17 protein-coding genes and 1 pseudogene are annotated in these 16,318 nt (G+C 67.3%); 10 read left to right on the top strand and 8 right to left on the bottom strand.

The window, feature by feature from the left end:
• Positions 1-26: 26 nt before the first annotated feature.
• From SNAS_RS30130 to SNAS_RS30110, 5 genes are all read right to left on the bottom strand, one after another.
• Positions 27-575: a DUF1062 domain-containing protein gene (locus SNAS_RS30130; RefSeq protein WP_013021283.1), complete on the bottom strand. Its 549-nt coding sequence runs from the start codon at positions 573-575 to the stop codon at positions 27-29.
• Between the two features lie 208 nt (positions 576-783).
• A complete protein-coding gene (locus tag SNAS_RS30125) occupies positions 784-1,047 on the bottom strand; it encodes a chorismate mutase (protein ID WP_013021282.1) in 264 nt (87 codons plus the stop codon).
• Between the two features lie 277 nt (positions 1,048-1,324).
• On the bottom strand, positions 1,325-2,407 hold the full coding sequence (locus tag SNAS_RS30120; RefSeq protein ID WP_013021281.1) for a thioester domain-containing protein: 1,083 nt from the start codon (positions 2,405-2,407) through the stop codon (positions 1,325-1,327).
• 157 nt (positions 2,408-2,564) lie between these two features.
• Positions 2,565-3,218 (bottom strand): response regulator, encoded by a 654-nt coding sequence (locus SNAS_RS30115; RefSeq protein ID WP_013021280.1) that lies wholly within the window; start codon positions 3,216-3,218, stop codon positions 2,565-2,567.
• Positions 3,215-4,429, bottom strand: a complete 1,215-nt coding sequence (locus tag SNAS_RS30110) for an ATP-binding protein (RefSeq protein ID WP_041625273.1) — start codon at positions 4,427-4,429, stop codon at positions 3,215-3,217. The genes SNAS_RS30115 and SNAS_RS30110 overlap by 4 nt, the downstream gene beginning before the upstream one ends.
• Before the next feature lie 160 nt (positions 4,430-4,589).
• On the opposite strand from SNAS_RS30110, the gene SNAS_RS30105 reads away from it, so the two are divergent.
• From SNAS_RS30105 to SNAS_RS37885, 9 genes and pseudogenes are all read left to right on the top strand, one after another.
• On the top strand, positions 4,590-5,789 hold the full coding sequence (locus SNAS_RS30105) for a PspC domain-containing protein (RefSeq protein ID WP_013021278.1): 1,200 nt from the start codon (positions 4,590-4,592) through the stop codon (positions 5,787-5,789).
• Complete coding sequence (locus SNAS_RS30100; RefSeq protein ID WP_013021277.1) at positions 5,786-5,992, top strand: hypothetical protein; 207 nt, start codon at positions 5,786-5,788, stop codon at positions 5,990-5,992. The genes SNAS_RS30105 and SNAS_RS30100 overlap by 4 nt, the downstream gene beginning before the upstream one ends.
• A gap of 56 nt (positions 5,993-6,048) precedes the next feature.
• Positions 6,049-6,414: a hypothetical protein gene (locus SNAS_RS30095; RefSeq protein ID WP_013021276.1), complete on the top strand. Its 366-nt coding sequence runs from the start codon at positions 6,049-6,051 to the stop codon at positions 6,412-6,414.
• A gap of 142 nt (positions 6,415-6,556) precedes the next feature.
• Entirely contained in the window at positions 6,557-7,408 is an 852-nt protein-coding gene (larE, locus tag SNAS_RS30090; protein WP_013021275.1) for an ATP-dependent sacrificial sulfur transferase LarE, read from the top strand.
• A gap of 294 nt (positions 7,409-7,702) precedes the next feature.
• Positions 7,703-8,389: a hypothetical protein gene (locus tag SNAS_RS30085; RefSeq protein WP_013021274.1), complete on the top strand. Its 687-nt coding sequence runs from the start codon at positions 7,703-7,705 to the stop codon at positions 8,387-8,389.
• 117 nt (positions 8,390-8,506) lie between these two features.
• Positions 8,507-8,926, top strand: coding sequence for a MarR family winged helix-turn-helix transcriptional regulator (locus SNAS_RS30080; RefSeq protein WP_041625271.1), 420 nt, complete (start codon positions 8,507-8,509; stop codon positions 8,924-8,926).
• A gap of 7 nt (positions 8,927-8,933) precedes the next feature.
• Entirely contained in the window at positions 8,934-10,157 is a 1,224-nt protein-coding gene (locus tag SNAS_RS30075; RefSeq protein WP_013021272.1) for an MFS transporter, read from the top strand.
• Between the two features lie 98 nt (positions 10,158-10,255).
• On the top strand, positions 10,256-11,290 hold the full coding sequence (locus SNAS_RS30070; RefSeq protein WP_013021271.1) for a class I SAM-dependent methyltransferase: 1,035 nt from the start codon (positions 10,256-10,258) through the stop codon (positions 11,288-11,290).
• A 26-nt stretch (positions 11,291-11,316) separates the two neighbouring features.
• Positions 11,317-12,195: pseudogene (locus SNAS_RS37885) on the top strand (hypothetical protein); the annotation flags it as partial.
• Positions 12,196-12,273: 78 nt separating this feature from the next.
• Here SNAS_RS37885 and SNAS_RS30060 read toward each other — a convergent pair.
• Positions 12,274-13,137 (bottom strand): fructosamine kinase family protein, encoded by an 864-nt coding sequence (locus SNAS_RS30060; RefSeq protein ID WP_041625269.1) that lies wholly within the window; start codon positions 13,135-13,137, stop codon positions 12,274-12,276.
• A 72-nt stretch (positions 13,138-13,209) separates the two neighbouring features.
• Positions 13,210-14,202: a M48 family metallopeptidase gene (locus SNAS_RS30055; protein WP_013021269.1), complete on the bottom strand. Its 993-nt coding sequence runs from the start codon at positions 14,200-14,202 to the stop codon at positions 13,210-13,212.
• 126 nt (positions 14,203-14,328) lie between these two features.
• On the opposite strand from SNAS_RS30055, the gene SNAS_RS30050 reads away from it, so the two are divergent.
• A complete protein-coding gene (locus SNAS_RS30050) occupies positions 14,329-14,835 on the top strand; it encodes a GNAT family N-acetyltransferase (RefSeq protein WP_013021268.1) in 507 nt (168 codons plus the stop codon).
• A 54-nt stretch (positions 14,836-14,889) separates the two neighbouring features.
• Here the strand turns inward: SNAS_RS30050 and SNAS_RS35490 are convergent, their stop codons facing one another.
• Positions 14,890-16,269, bottom strand: a complete 1,380-nt coding sequence (locus SNAS_RS35490; RefSeq protein ID WP_013021267.1) for an LppU/SCO3897 family protein — start codon at positions 16,267-16,269, stop codon at positions 14,890-14,892.
• Positions 16,270-16,318 lie beyond the last annotated feature (49 nt).

Genomic DNA, 16,318 nt, shown 5'->3' with positions numbered 1-16,318 from the left:
GTCTGCCGGACGGGCCCGTGAGCGGTTCAGCGTTTGACCGTGAAGGTGAAGTCCTCGCTGAGCTTGCCGCTCGGCTTCACCGCCGAGACGAGGTTTCCCGTCACGGTCAGTCGTTCCACCTCGGCCCGGGACAGCCCCAGGCCCTCGGCGATCAGTCGCTCCACCCGGACCGGGATCCGGGCCGCGAAATGGACGGCGACTTCGATGACCTCGGCGCCTTGACGGTCCGGCTCACCGGTGTCGAGACGCCACGCGTCCTCCCAGTCGAGACAGACGCGATTGCGGCGTTGGATCGCCGGATCCTGGAGCAGTTCGGCGATCAGGTCGGGGTCGTCGTGAAGCAGCCGGTCCAGCAGTCCGGACGGAATGGCGCGCACTCTCGTCCGCTCCAGGACCGTGAGCTTCGTGGTCTCCCCGCAGCCGGTGCACAGCGCGAGGAGCCACACGTCGATGAGTTTCTGGTTGGCATTGACGCGGAATTTGCCGCTCGGCCCAAAGCGCGCGGAGGCGCACACGTGGCAGCGACGGCGAATCAGCGGCAACCGGGTGGGCATGACCACCCAGTTTTCGAGCATGGAGATACACCCGTCTCGGTGAGAAGTCCGCAACAAAGATGAGCGCGGCGCGGAAGCGCGGCGCGCTGAGAATCAGTTCTTGGGAGGTCTCACAGGGTGTACAACGGCACGTCCTCGCTGAAGACGACAAGTTCCATCGCATGCTAACGGCGCACGGCGGCGCCGTTCCACTGGTTTTCGCCGGATGCGAGGTGCCGAGGAGCGGTGTCTACAAGGGGCCGCGACCGGCTCGCAGCAGCAACAGCGCCAGCTGGGTCCCGTCCTCGCCGAGCGCCTCGCGGAAGCGTTCGCAGATCTGGCGCTCGCGGGACAGCACAAGCCGAGTGCCTCCCGCGGCCATCCGGATCCGGCCCACCTCCTTGGACACCTGCGATCGTTCCTTCCACAGCCGGATGATCTCGTCATCGATGCCGTTGATGCGCTCGCGAAGCGTGTTGAGGTCGGGCTCGGTGGTGGCGGTGTCGGCGTTCATGTCGGGTGCTCCCTGTTTCGTGTGAAGAGTGTCTGTCGCCTCGAAACGAACCCGGTCTCATGAAAAACACCCCGGGCTCGATGCCCGGGGCGGTAGGTCTGTTTACAGCTCAGCACGACCTACGGCCCGGACAACCGGTGCCGTAGTAGCCATAAAATCGCGTGTCGCTGTGCACGTCGGCAAGTATGCCACAGGATGGGCGGTTCGCGAACATCGAAGGGGCGGTTCCCGCATCACGGGAACCGCCCCAGAAGTACTGCGTCTAACTCAGTGGTGCTTACGCGTCGCCCCAGGAGGAGGCAACGCGACGGCGGCGCATCACGACGACGGCCAGCGCACCGACCAGCAGCAGACCGGCACCGGCCAGCAGCGAGTTGGTCAGCGACATACCGGTGACCGGCAGGGTTCCGCTGTCGTCGAGCTCGAACTCCCACTCGGCGCCGGTCTCACCCGGAAGGGCCTTGGCCAGGATCAGGCGCTGCGACTTGTCGGTCTTCAGCTCCTTGGCGGCCTCGACGGGCTGACCGGTGGTCAGGAAGACCGAACCGGACGGGGTGGAGTACTCGGAGGTGGCGGTCAGCGTGATCTTCTCGGCACCGTCATCCGGGATCAGGTAGAACTCCTGACCGGACTTGACCTCGGAGAGTTCCTTGTCGTTCTCGTCGACGATCTTGGCGCCTTCGGCCTTGACCTTCGCGGTACCGCCGGGAGCGGTCAGCTTGAAGGCGTCGGACTTCTCGGAGGCGTCCCAGGCGTCCGGACCGTCAAGGGTGAACTCCTTGGTGGGCTCGGGCATTTCCTCGGCGCTCTCGACCAGGTACTTGTCGATAGCGGTCACCAGAGCGTCGATCTCGGCACCCTCAGCGGTGGAGTCCGCGGCGTCGAGCTTGAAGCCGTCGGTCTTGTTCCAGATCGCGGTCTGGGTCGCGGTGTACGCGGCCTGTTCGAGGGTCTTCTCGTCCAGTCCGGCGACGTCGGCTCCAGCCGCCTCGGCGAGGTCAGCGGGGGCGACGTTCGGGTAGCTGTTGTGAAGGATCCACTGCACCAGCGGGAGGTTGGCGACGCCGGACTCTTCCCAGCTGCCTTCCTCGTACTCGTGGGTCGTGTCGAGGCGGGTGTGGATGTCGATGCAGTACACCGGGGACTTGGTGCCGTCGGCGGTGGTCAGGTAGATACGGCTGGCGCTGATCTGGCCGACCGAACTACCGTCGCCGCCATTGACCTTCCAGCCACTTTCGGTGGTGGGAGTGGCCTTGACGGGCTCTTTCTCGTCGTCGGCGTGGGCGGTGCCCGCCAGTCCGACGCCGAGGGCTGCGGCGGCCGTCAGGGCAACGCCCGCCCGCATCCAGGTTTTCTTCATATTCTGTGTCCCTCCCGGGGGAACTGTTTCGGTTGGGGGAAAGTACTTCCGAGTGACACACGTTAGCGGATGGAAACGGGTTGCGTTAGGGGCCAAACCCTTTGGATGACCGAAATGACCGAAAAGGAGGTATTATCGCAACCTAAAATCTGCCATATCAGACAATTCGTCGGTCGACAGCCCACCGGGAAAGCTCATATCTATTGGACATTTGTAGTTTTCTGAGCACATTGGACACATGTGTCTCGACCGTCTTGATCGAAATGTAGAGTTCGCGCGCTATCTCCTTGTACGCGTAGCCGCGGGCCAACAGTCGCAACACTTCCCGCTCCCGGTTGGTCAGCTGGTCCAGCTCGGGGTCGCTGGCCGGAGCCTGCGACTTCGACGCGAACGCGTCCAGCACGAACCCCGCCAGCCGCGGCGAGAACACCGCGTCCCCCTCGGCGACCCGGCGGATGGCGGCGACCAGTTCGGACGCCGCGATCGTCTTGGTGACATAGCCGCGGGCCCCGGCGCGGATCAGTCCGATCACGTCCTCGGCGGCGTCCGAAACGGACAGTGCCAGGAACTTGACGTCCGGACGCGACGCCCGAACCCGTTCCAGCACGGCTCTTCCGCCACCATCGGGCATGTGAACGTCCAAAAGCACCACATCGGGCAGCTGCTTCTCGATGCCGGTGATCGCCTCGGCGACCGTCCCCGCCTCCCCGGCGACCTCCACGGCCTCACCCAGCTCCGAGCGCACCCCGGCGCGGAACATCGCGTGGTCGTCGACGAGGAACACCCGCAGGCGTTTGTCCGTGTCGTTCATCGTTTGTCCTCCTGGCCGCGTGGCATGTGCAACCGCACCTCGGTGCCTTCGCCGACGGTACTGCGCACCTCGGCCTTGCCGCCGTGCCGCAGCATCCTGTCCATGATCGAACCACGGACGCCGTGCCGGTCGGCGTCCACGTCGTCCGGATCGAAACCCGCGCCACGGTCGCGGATGAACACGCTCAACAGGTCCGGCTCCACCTCGGCGTACAGCGAGATGCTGTCGACTCCGGCGTGTTTGGCGGCGTTGACCATCGCCTCCCGGGCTGCGGCCACCAGCGCCGCCGAGTGCGGGTCCATGTCGCAGTCGCCCACGACCACCGCGTCCACGCTGATGGCGAAGGAGTCCTCCACCTCCGCCGACACCGCCTCCAGCGCGGCCTGTAGCTTCTCCTCGGCGTCGGCGCCCGGCTTGTACAGCCAGTTGCGCAGCGCCCGTTCCTGCCCGCGCGCCAGCCGCACCACCTCGCGGCTGTCCCCGGCGCGACGCTGGATCAGCGCCAGCGTGTGCAGCACCTGGTCGTGCACCATCGCGGCGATGTCGGCCCGCTCGGCCTCCCGTACCCGCGCCTCGCGCTCACTGCGCAGCTGGGTCATGGTGCGCCAGGCCAGCGGCCCGAACACCAACGCCATACCGGCCAACGCGATCACCGTGAACAGGACGCTGTTGATGATGCTGTCGGCGTTGCGCTCGTCCAGCCCCAGCAGCACCACCATCGTCCCGATCACGCCGGTGGCGACCAACAACCCGCCGCCGCCCAACCGCAGGATCGCGTCCCGCTTCCCCTTGGGCGACACCGCGGGTTTCACCATCGCGGGGTCCGGCTTGATCTGGTGCCAGATGAACCCGGCGCCCAGCGCCACCGTCGCGGCCACCCAGCCGAACAGCATCCCGCTGGAGGTCAGGTTCGTCGTCATCGCGAAGATGAGCAACCCCAGCCCCAGCACCGCGAAGATCGGCCACTGGTGCCGATCCCGCCACGGATGCTCGCTCTTCTCACTGGGCAGCACCGCCCACAGCGCGACGTACAACAGCACGCCGATGCTGTCGAACCACGGCGTCGACAGCACCACGAAAGCCAGCCGCACGTAGATCGGCCGGATGCGCAGATGCTCAGCGACGCCCTTGGCGACACCCGTCAGCAGCCGTCCGGCCCGGCGGCGGCGCAGCGGCGGACGAGCGGGGGTCGCGGTCGCGGTGGTATCGATGGCGGTGCACCTCTTTTCTGTGACCCATTGATCGTCACACGCTCCGGCCCTGCTCGACCAGGGTTACCACCCCTGACCCGACCCGGACTTTCCCAAGCTCAGGGTTAACTCAGGGGTGGGGACCGATGCGCTCGCGCCGCGGACTTGGCAGGATCGGGGCATGACCGAGGAAACCACCGCCCCGCCGAGCACCGGCGGCCGCGCGGCACGCTTCGGTCTGATCCGCTCGGCCGAGGACCGCAGGATCGCGGGCGTCGGCGCCGCCCTCGGACGCGCCACCGGCACCGACCCGCTGCTGTGGCGGGTGCTGCTGGCCGTCCTGACGCTGTTCGCCGGGGCCGGGCTGGTGCTCTACCTGCTGTGCTGGCTGGCGTTCCCCGCCGAAGGCGACCAGACCTCGCCGTTCGGGGCGATGGTGTCGACGAAGCGCTCCAGCACCTCCCGCGTCGTCACGGTGCTGCTGGGACTGGGCGCGGTCCTGGTCGCGATCATGACCTTCATCAGCACCAACGGCCGCCCGTTCCTGGTGTTCGCGTTCATCGCGGCGCTGGTGGTGGTGCTGGCCCGGCGCAAGGGCACCGAACCCGTCGCCGTCGAACCCGAGACCCCGCCCGCCAAGACCTACGCCGACGAGTACGCCGCGCCGTTCGCCCCGCACGGCCCCTACGCCAACCGCACCCTCGAACTCCCGGCCGAGTCCCCGCCGCCCCCGCCCCCGCCCGCTCCGCCACCGGCCCCGCGCCAGCGCCCGGAACGCTCCTCGCTGGGCCTGGTGACGTTCTGCCTCGTGGTGATCGTCATCGGCGGCGCCGCGATCCTGGACATGCTGGGCGCCAAGATCCCGCTGGGCTCCACGATCGCGGTGGCGCTGCTGATCTGCGGCGGCGGCCTGCTGCTGGGCACCTGGTGGGGCCGCGGCCGCGGCCTGATCCTGCTCGGCGTCGTGCTGTCGATCAGCCTGGCCGGGGTCTCGATCCTCGGGCAGAACCTGCCGACCGTCCCGTTCTCGTCCCAGTACACGCAGGTCGTCGAGGTGGACGACATCCCCTCACAGCTGACCGCCAACCTCGGCGAGTCCGGGCTGGACCTGTCCGGCGTCGACTTCGCCGACGACGACCGGGCCACCCTGTCGGTCAACATCTGGACCGGCACCGCCACCATCCTGGTCCCCGAGAACCTCGACGTCATCGTCAACGCGGACTTCCAGCGCAGCACGGTAACCGTCGACGGCGAACAGATCGACCAGGACGGCGTCCGCTGGAACCGCGGCTACGAATCCCTCGGCCCGGACGGCAAGGGCGGCGGCACCCTCGTCGTCAACGCCGTCGTCGAGTCGGGGAGTCTGGAGATCGAGCGATGAAACGACACTCTCCCGACACGTTGTCCCTCATCGCGGGCCTGTTCTTCGCCACCCTGGCGGTGGTGTGGCTCATCGACGACATCCACACCATCCCCCCGCACGCCATCGGCTGGATCTTCGCCAGCGTCTTCACCCTCGCGGGTCTGGTCGGTCTGGTCCGCGCGATCCGGCGCCCCCGTTCGGAGGAAACCGACAACTCCTAGCCGTCTTCGGGCAAGATCGTGCGCGGGGAGGACGACATTTTCTGGGGGAGGATTTAATGCGCATACTTTCTCGCATCGGGATCGTGAGTCTGTTCGCCATCGGGGCGTTCCTGGTGGCGGGGGCCGCGGCCGGGGAAGCCGAGGCGGCACCACCGCTGAAGGCGTCGGTCAAGCTGCCGGGCAAGGTCAAGGTCGGACAGAAGATCGACGTCGACATCACGTGTCTGACGATCGACACCAAGGCCATCATCCACGTCAAGGGGGACGACCTGTCGATCGGCACCATCCTGTCGCTGTCGGGCGGCAAGGCGAGCCTGTCGGTGACGATCCCGGCCAAGGCACCGAAGGGCAAATACGACATCAACTTGATCTGTGCTCCCAGCAGCACAAAGGCTTCGGCCGTATCGTCAGTAACCGATTAGCCACAACCCCGTGTCATCGGGAAAACACGGTCGGATACTCTGATCGGGCATTGGAACCGTCGTTCCTTTCCTTTGGGGGTAGTGCCCTGGGCTGTATCAGCCCAGGGCACTCGTTATTTCCACAGGCTCGTACGCTCGGGTGATGGCAGCCCAGCTCGACGACAACCTCACCGCCGCCCTGGCCGATCTCGACGCCCGGCTGCGCGGCCACGGCTCCCTCCTGGTCGCCTTCTCCGGTGGCGCCGACTCCGCCTTCCTCCTGGCCGCCGCCACCCGCGCCCTGGGCCCTGACGCGGTCGCCGCCGCCACCGCCGTCTCCCCAAGCCTCCCACCATCCGAACTGGACGCCGCCCGCGAGTTCGCCGCTTCCCTGGGCGTCCGCCACCTCACCCCCGGCACCGACGAACTCTCTCGCGAGGGTTACCGCGCCAACGCGGGCGACCGCTGTTACTTCTGCAAGTCCGAACTACTGGACACCCTGAACCCCTTGGCTTCCCAACTGGGCATCGCCACTATCGCCACCGGCACCAACGCCGACGACGCGATCGCGGGCTTCCGCCCCGGCATCCGAGCAGCCGCCGAACGCGGCGCGATCACCCCCCTCCGCGACGCCGGCCTGACCAAGTCCCAAATCCGCACGGCATCCCGCATCTGGGGACTCACCACATGGGACAAGCCCGCCGCGGCCTGCCTCTCCAGCCGCATCGCCTACGGCATCGAAGTAACCAGCCGCGGCCTGTCCCGCGTAGCCCGCGCCGAAGCCCACCTCCGCACCACACTCCACAATGCCGGAATTCCGATCCGCAACCTCCGCGTCCGCGACATGGGCGACGACCACGCCAAGATCGAAGTGGACCCCGACCTGGTCGAAGCAGTCGCGGCCTCCACCCTCACCACCACGCTCGAAGACTTCACCTCGGTAACCCTCGACCCCCGCGGCTTCCGCTCGGGAGCCATGAACGAACTCCTCCCCAACCCCGACAAATACCGCTAACCCCCCTCATCGCCCCCACAACCGCTGGCCGCGACCAAAGTCGTCACCTCGCTTCGCTCGGCGGCCTCCTCCTTCTCGGCCGCAGACGCCAGTCGAGGTGTGACGATCGCGGGCTCGTTGTGGCGCACCAGTTCGCCTCGTGGGGCTAACCCGGGCGGCCCAGTCGCTGTTTCTCGTCCCCCGTCAATGGGCCGGTGCCAGGCCCGGCTCCCACCCACCCCGAACGTTAGTCTCACCGATGCCGCCAAGGACCTTGTAGCAACGGAAGTACTAATGACACAAGGAGAAGACACGATGCGTCATCTCACCCCGTACGAGCGTCGACTCACGCGAATGCAGGAGGAGATCAGCGGAAACGAACGGATGTCCGTTTGGGAGGAGCACAACGACGGGCTCGCGGACCTCGACGAGGACGCCGAGCCAACTCTCCGGATGATCGCTGACAAGTACGGGATGGAATTGGCCCCCCACTTCCACCAAAGCTTCGTGCGATTCAACTGCCTGTGGACCCGCTGGCGCATCGAAGACGCAGAGCTCAATGGAGAGTTCAGGATCGGCAACCTTCCGGAAGCACTCGCCACTCCGCCCCCTCCGTTCTCGGTGCGCAGTTCCACTCTAGCCGAGCGCCAACTCCACACAGAACTTCGCGTGATCGACGACAAGCCCGACAGCGGATCCGGCCACCAGGCCACCCTCAGACTCCAACCCGGCACTTCGGACCCGGAGTTGTGGTACTTCCACCTGGGCCGGGGCACCCTCCGCATGGACATCAACTATCAGGAGTACCTGGACGCCCTCATCCTCACCAAGGGAACGTCCGGATGGCAGTTCCTCTTCTGTGACATCACGAAGGAACTGCGGACGGACTACGACTTCACGACGGCGGCCCGAGACATCAAGACGATGCTCGACGTGTTCCCGGAGCTCTTCCCCAACCACGACTACTCCGGTCTTCGTGCGCGGTTGGAGGAGCGGCTGTAACCCACTCGACCAAGCGGCAGTGGGGTATCTCGCAGTCGTCGGACATTGATCCGTTCGTGAGGTCGGGCATATAGTTAGCTCGACTAATTAGTTTGGCTAACTATCTTGGGAGTCGCCGTGAGTACCGCCGATCTGGCCGCCGACGTGAACCGGACGTTGCGCGACATCGTGCTGTTGTTGCGTCGGGTTTCGGCTGATAGCGAGGTTTCTGCTCCGCAGTTGGCCGTCATGGGTTCGTTGGCGGCCGGGAGTCGACGGATGAGCGAGTTGGCCGCTGAGCATGGGGTTCGGATGCCGACCATGACCGTTCAGGTCAATCGGTTGGAGCGCGACGGGTTGGTTGTGCGGGGGTCTCACGAGTCCGACGCTCGCGTTGTCACCGTCGCTCTCACCGAGGCCGGGCGGGGGGCGCTTTCGGTGGGGCGGCGGGCTCGCGTTGGTTTTCTCGCCGAGCGGTTGGAGGGATTGGCTGCCGAGGATCGTGCGGCCATCGCTGCCGCGTTGCCCGCTTTGTCCCGGCTATGTGAGAAGGAGTGATTCAGTAGTGTCCACAGGCCACAGTTCTGCTTCTGGAAGTATTCTGCGTCAGCCCGCGTCGGTGTGGGCCACCGCTTTTGCCGCCGTGGTCGCGTTCATGGGGATCGGGTTGGTGGACCCGATTCTGCCGTCCATCGCTGAGGGGTTGGACGCCACTCCGAGTCAGGTGTCGTTGCTGTTCACCAGTTATTTTCTGGTGACCGCTGTGGCGATGTTGGTTACGGGGTGGATCTCGAGTCGGATTGGCGGGAAGAAGACACTCCTTATTGGATTGGCGATCGTGGTGGTGTTCGCGACGTTGTCGGGTACTTCGGACACGGTGGGGCAGTTGGTCGGGTTCCGAGCTGGGTGGGGTTTGGGTAACGCTGTTTTTGTGGCCACCGCGTTGGCCGTCATCGTTGGTGCCGCTTCGGGTGGGGCCGAAGCCGCGATCTTGCTCTACGAGGCCGCGTTGGGGCTTGGTATTTCGATGGGGCCGCTGGTTGGTGCGCTGCTGGGTGACTGGCATTGGCGGTATCCGTTTTTCGGTACCGCCGCGTTGATGGCCGTTGGTTTTGTGCTCATCACCGTGTTGTTGAAGCGGGAGAGCGCGGGGAGGGCCAGGACTCGGTTGTCCGATCCGTTGCGGGCGCTGTTGCATGGTGGACTGTCTACAACGGCGGGTGCGGCGGTGTTCTACAACTTCGCGTTCTTCACCGTGTTGGCGTACACCCCGTTTGTGTTGGGCATGTCGGCTTATGGGATCGGTGCGGTGTTCTTTGGCTGGGGTGTCGCCGTCGCTGTTAGTTCGGTGTTCTTGGCTCCCGTGATGCAGCGGCGTTTTGGGTCGGTGCGCACCATGTACTTGGCGTTGGGATTCTTGTTGGTGAGCCAGGTGGGGATCGCGTTGTCCGGGGCTGCCGGGGTCATCGGGTTCACCGTCGCTACGGGGTTGGCGATTGGGGTCAACAACACCGTGTTCACCGAGGCCGCCATGGAGGTGTCGGACGCGCCGCGCGCGGTGGCTTCCGCCGGGTACAACTTCGTGCGGTGGTTGGGCGCGGCGTTGGCGCCGTTCGTGGCCAGCAAGCTGGGGGAGGAGTTCTCGCCGTCGGTGCCGTACTTCGTGGGCGCGGCCTGTTGTGCGGCCGCGATTGTGGTGTTGGTGGCGCGTCGCAGGCACCTGTCGTCACTGGATGAGGTGGACGCCGATCACGACTTCCATGATCGGGAGGTTGTTCCCGCGCGTTAGCCGGACGGCGTCCGGTCTCGTCCGGGAATCCGGGCAGGGCGGTGTCGTGTGTGAAGCTGGGATGAATTGGCGTCCAACAGGAAGGCGGCGCTGGCCCGGTGAACGCGCAAGCTGGTGGCGAGACGGACCTGTACGCGGACGCGCTTGGGCACTATCGTTCGCCGGACCGGGGCGATGCTGTCAAAGTGGACTGGGAGCGGCCCGATTACGTCGGCCTGCTGCGGGTGGCGTTGCGTCATGTTCGGGCTGGCCGGCGGGGGATCAGGGTGGTCGATCTGGGTGCCGGGGCGGGCGAGGGTTGGTGGCTGACGCGGGCTGCGCTGGGCCGGGGCGTCCACTTCGGGTATACGGCGGTGGACAGCAGTCCGTCGCTGTTGGCGTTGGGGGAGCGGCGGTTGGGTGGGGAGGCGGGTGTGAGGTTTCGGTTGACCGACATGCGCGACTTTGATTTCGCCGCTGATCCGACCGATGTGTACCTCAGTGTGGGGGCGCCGTTCTCGGAGCTGGACGAGGAGTCGTTCGCCGAGGTCGTGCGTGGGATCGGGATGGCCGTCGCGTCGCGACGGGGGCCGAGTGCGGTGGTTCTCGACGTGTATGGCCGTGATTGTCTGTCATGGATACCGGTGGCGGCGGACCGTCGGACCTATTCCATGACGTTCTTTCTTGACGCGGCGTCACCGCCCACTCGGGACATGCGGTTCTACACGCGCGGTCGCCTGGAGCGCGTGATCCACAACGGATTGACCGATGCCGCGCGGAACCGGCTGACCGGGCTGGTGTTCAGCGATCGTTGTGTGTTCAGCAGTCGTCATACCCTCACCGGTGCCTATAATCCCGATGTGCCACGGCTTCGCACCGCCGTCAACGCCCTGATCAACGGTGAGGACGTGCCGGACGGGGACCGGGGGTTGGTCATTCCGGAAAAGGCGTACCTGCCGCACCTGGGGGCGACGCCGTCTCATCGGGCATTGGCTAGGACGGTGGACACGTGGAACAAGACCGTCCATACCGGCCTCCTCGGCGGGCGGCGGTCGCTCGCGCGGTCCCTGCGGGGACTGAACCAGATCACCGGCACCGCGGCCGCGGGAATCGGCCATTACCTGACCGTCGTAGCCCTCTTCGCAGCAGGCTGAACCCAACACCGTGGCAGGAGCACACCATGTCGAAGATCCAGGGCGCGGACGACGTACCCGCCACCCGTCGAGGTCCGGCGTCCCAGCGCCGCTATCGGCTGACGCAGGTCGCCAACGTGGTCGCCGGGCTCGCCTGCGGCCTCATCACCTACGCCGTCAACGCCGACCTGCAACTGTCGCTGGCGCTCGGGGTCATCGTGACCATGGGGCTGCTCATCGTCGAGTACACGGCCGTGACGAACAGCCTCATGCGCGTCGTCCACGCCACCAACGACCGGCTGATCTGTCTGGGCGCCGATCTATCCAAACAGGATGGTCTTGCCGCCGCGCTGGCCCACCTTCGCGGCAGTGCCCGGGAGGGCGGCAATCTCGCCCACACCATCAATCGGGTTCACGAGGCCGTCCCCAACATCCCGGTCCCGCTGTTCGGAGTGGTGGATGACCTGCTCGGGCAGGCCGCCAGGGCCCTGGAGACCGGCCACATCGTTCTCGGGGGCAGCTCGTCCTCGCTGGGATCGCACCTGGTGCGGACCTTCGAGCGGGACGTGTTCTGCACGTCCTTCCATCCGCTCGACTTCTGGCTCACCCCGTACGGACGTAACTATCAGGCCGAGATTCGGGACCGGCTGCGGGAACTGGCCAAGACCGGCGAGGTGACCTTCCGGCGCGTCTTCATCGTCCGCGGCGAGGTCGCCGAGGAACTGCGGCGGCAACCGTATCGGGGCGTCATCGAGGAACAGCTGTCCGCCGGGATCGACGTGCGCATCACCTACGAGGAGGACCTGCCAGCGGATCTGTGCGTCGACTTCGGCATCTGGGACGGAGAACTCGAGGTCGAGCTCGAATGCGACGAGCAGCGCCGCATCATCGCGCGGCACTACCGCTACTCCCACGAACACCTCGCGGCGGCCCAGCGCCGCGCCGAGCGACTGTGGGACCGCAGCATCGCCTACGCCGACTTCCTCACGCGGTTACCCGGGTGCTCACAGCTGCCGTACCGCGTCCATCACCTGGTCCCGGTAGCCGCTGCCGAACATCGCGGTGTGGACCAGCAGCAGATGCAGCTGGTGCAACGGAATCCGGTGTCGCCAGCCTTCGGGCAGCGGCCACATCTCGTGGTACGCCGCCACGATCCGGTCCAGGTGCGGCGCCCCGCCCCACAGGTGCAGCAGTGCGATGTCGGTCTCGCGGTGGCCGCCGTGGGCGGCGGGGTCGACGAGCCAGGCCCGGTCACGTCCCCAGTGGATGTTGCCGGGCCACAGGTCGCCGTGCAGTCGCGCCACCGGTTCCGCCGGTGGCGCCAGCTCTTCGATGCGGGTGATGACGGCCTCGACGGCGGCGACGTCGGCGGCCGACAGGGAGCCGTTGTCGCGTGAGTCCCGCAGGTAGGGCAGCAGCCGCCGGGACGCGAACCAGCCCGACCACGACCGCTCCGCCACCTCGTTGTCGAGGGGCAGCCGTCCGATGAAACCCGGCCAGGGCGCGCCGAAAGTCTTGGTGCCGAAGCGGTGTAGCTCCGCCAGGCGCCGTCCGAGTTCTTCGGCGGCCACCACGCCCGGGGCTCCCGGGTCGATCCAGTCGCTGACCAGTACCTCGGCGGTGGCGCACAGGACGTGGGGGACCGGTGCCCCGGCTTCGGCCAGCCAGGCGATTCCGCGTGTCTCGGCCTCCAGCAACCCGGGTGGTCCGTCCTCATTGAACTTGGCGAACACGTCGGTGCCGTCGTCGAGGGTCAGCCGTTGGGTGACACTGATCGAACCGCCGCCGACCGGTGTGGAGCGGATGCGCTGATGCTCGATGAACATCGGCAGCTTGTCCGGGTGCGCGCGCAGGTATTCCAGGTCCACGCGCTCACGGTACTGGACGCGTGCGGCCCGGCGATCGCGCTGCGCGCGACGACCGGGCCGGTGCGAGGTTGGCTAGTTGCTGCTGTTGTCGTTGCGGGAGGTGCCGACGCGGTCCTTGAGTTTGCGGATCGTCTTGGTCAGCGGGTCCTCGGAGCGGTTGAACGCGTCGCGGTAGTGCTTCGCGGCGGACTTCGCCTCGTCGGTGAGCGAGACGTTCTCGTCGTCCTCCCGGCGGGGGTACTCGCCGCTGAGGATGTCCTGGTACTCGCCCTCGGTGGTCCAGCGGTGCAGTTCCGCGGCCCGCTCCACCGGGAAGTCGTGGCTGCGGTGCTCCAGCAGCATCAGCTTGAGGAGGCTGTCGCGGATGTCGCCCCCGGACTCGAACTCCTTGGCCTGCGCCAGGAACTCGGTGATGTCCACACCGGACAGGTCGCCGCCGCCGGCGAACTTGGCCATCACCCGGATGGCCGCGGCGGGGTTCTGGACGGCGAGCACTCCGGCCCGGTCCGCCGACAGTTCCGACTTGCGCTGCCATTCGTACAGCGCGGCCAGGATGAGCCGCAGACCCACCACACCCACCGGCAGCCACGACAGGCCGCCGGTCAGCCGCAGCACCCACATCAGCATGGTGCGGTAGAGGGCGTGCCCACTTTGGGCGTGGCCGAGCTCGTGGCCGAGCAGGAACCGCAGTTCCTCGTCGTCGAGCTGCGAGACCGAGGCCGAGTTGATGGCGATGATCGGCTTGTCGAGGCCGATGGTGACGCCGTTGAGGTAGGGGCTCTGCGAGACGTAGAGCTCCGGCGGCTCGGCGACGTCGAGCACCGCGGCCACCTTCAGGTACTCGTCGTGCACGTGGGTGTACTGGTGCCGGTTCACCCGGATCGCGCCGCCCAGGAACATCAGCCGGATCTCACGCTCGGTGAACAGGCTGAAGAGTTTGCGCAGGATGACGTCGAAGCCACGCAGTTCGCGCAACGCCACCAGGGCGCCCCGGTCGGCCGGGTGTTCCCAGGCCCGGGAACTGATGCCCGGCAGGTTGATGGGGTCTCGACGGGTTTCCGGCATGACTCGCGCTCCTGTGTGGGGTAATGGGTCGCCTCATCGAATGGTAGACGGCATCGGCGAATAAGCCCGTGGCCCGTACGTACCGTTTATCTGGCGTGGCGGGGCCATCAGGAGTAGGAATGGCATATGAGTGTCGAAATACGCGGATACCGGCCCGCCACCGATCATCCCGCCTGCCGGAGCCTGTGGGTGGAGATGACCGGGGCTCACCGGCAGTTCTACGACGATCCGACCATCGGCGGCGCCGACCCCGGCGCCGGGTTCGAGGACTACCTGACCAACATCAGCCTGTCGGGCATGTGGGTCGCGGTCACCGAGGGCGAGGTCGTCGGCTTCACCGGCCTGCTCATCGAGGGACGCCACGGCGAGGTGGAGCCGCTGGTGGTCACCGAGAAGGCCCGCGACCGGGGCATCGGGACGCAACTGCTGGACCGGATCGCCGCCGAGGCCGACAAACGCGGGCTGGAGTACCTGACGATCCAGCCGGTCACCCGCAACATCGCGGGGCTGCGCTGCTTCCACGACGCCGGTTACACCGCGCTGTCCCAGGTGACGCTCACCAAGGACCTGCGCAACCGCCACCACGAGTGGAAGGACGGCATAGAACTGCACGGGCTCCAGTTCAGGTACTGAACCAAGAGGTCAGCGGATCCTGAACCGAAGCCCGTGCGGTGAAAGCCGGGGTGCTTACTTCTTCTTGTCGGCGGCCTCGAGACAGTAGACGATGCCCTCGTCCTCAAGCTTGACGACCGGCATGGTCTGGTCCTTGCACTCGGAGCTCTTCTTCACCTGCTTGGTGATCTTGTACTTGGCGTCCTTGTCGTCGCACGAGACCGCGACGGCCTCGGAGCCCTCCTGCTTGACGCAACCACCCTGTTCGAACTTCTCGCCGCCGAACAGCATGATGCCGCCGAAGGCCAGGCCCGCGATCAGGATGATCGCCGCGACGCCGACCCCGATGAGCAGGCCGAGGTTCTTCTTCTTGGGCTGCTCGCCACCGGGCATGCCGGGGACGCCGCCTCCGGGCGGGAAACCGCCGCCGAAGTCGGGCTGACCGGGCTGGCCGGCGGGCGGGCCGGTGACCGGCTGCGGAGCGCCGGGGTCACTGGGCTGCCACGGGGATCCGGCGACCGGGGAGCCCGGCATGGCGGCGGGTTGCTGCGCGGTGGCACCCGGCTGGGAACCGCCCCACAGCGGCATTCCCGGCTGCAGGCCGGACTGGTTGGCGGGCGGCGCCGAACTGGGCGGGCTCGGCATTCCCGGCTGCTGCGACACCTGCGGGGAACCCGGCATCGCCGAGGGCGACCCGGGCATGGCCGCGGGGGAGCCCATCGGTGGTGGCGGGGCACCGTACTGCTGCGGCGGAGGCTGGTACTGCGGCGGCTGCGGGGGAGCCATCGGCGGCGGCTGCGGCGGCGCCACCGGAGGCGGAGGCGGCATCTGACCCGGCGGGGTCTGGGCGGGCAGCGCGGCGGTGGAGTCGGGACCGACGGGCGGCTGCGGCGGCGCTGGCGGGGGAGGCTGCGGAGCGGCCTGCGGCGGCTGTGGCGGAGCCTGGGGAGGCTGCGGCGGCTGCTGTGTGGGCAGCACGGAGGTGTTGTCCTGCGAGGGCGCGGGTGGGGCCGGAGGCGCCGGTGGCGGCTGCGGCGGGGCGACCTGCGGGATCTGCTGGGTGGAGTCGCTGTCCGGTGCCGGGGGCGGCTGGTGCGCGGGCGGCGGCATCTGCGGCCATTGCGGCGCCTGCTGCTGTTGCGGCTGCGCGGGAGGCTGCTGCTGCGGCGGACCGCCGAGCTTGGAGGTGCCCGGGTCCTCCTCCGGCTGCTGCGGCTGGGCCGGCGGCTGGCCGAGTTTCGCGGTGCCGTTGTCCTCCGGCTGCGGAGCCGGGGACTGCGGTTGGTGGGCCGCGGGATTCTCAGCGGTCGGCGCTTCGGCGTGCGCCTGCTCGGCGGACGGCGGCGCGGACTCTTGCGCAGGCCGGATCACCGAGGTGTTGTCCTCGTCCCCTGAGGACTGCTGAGCGGGTGGCCCGCTCTGCGGCGCCGACGGGTTGTTGGGGTCGGACGTCATCACGCCTCCTGCTGAGCGGACGTGCACCTGTCGCACATCCGTAAAAAGT

The sequence above is a fragment of the Stackebrandtia nassauensis DSM 44728 genome, from assembly GCF_000024545.1.
In the GTDB taxonomy this organism is placed as follows: domain Bacteria; phylum Actinomycetota; class Actinomycetes; order Mycobacteriales; family Micromonosporaceae; genus Stackebrandtia; species Stackebrandtia nassauensis.
Note: the sequence above shows the minus strand (reverse complement) of the source record. Positions and strands in the feature narration are given on the sequence as shown.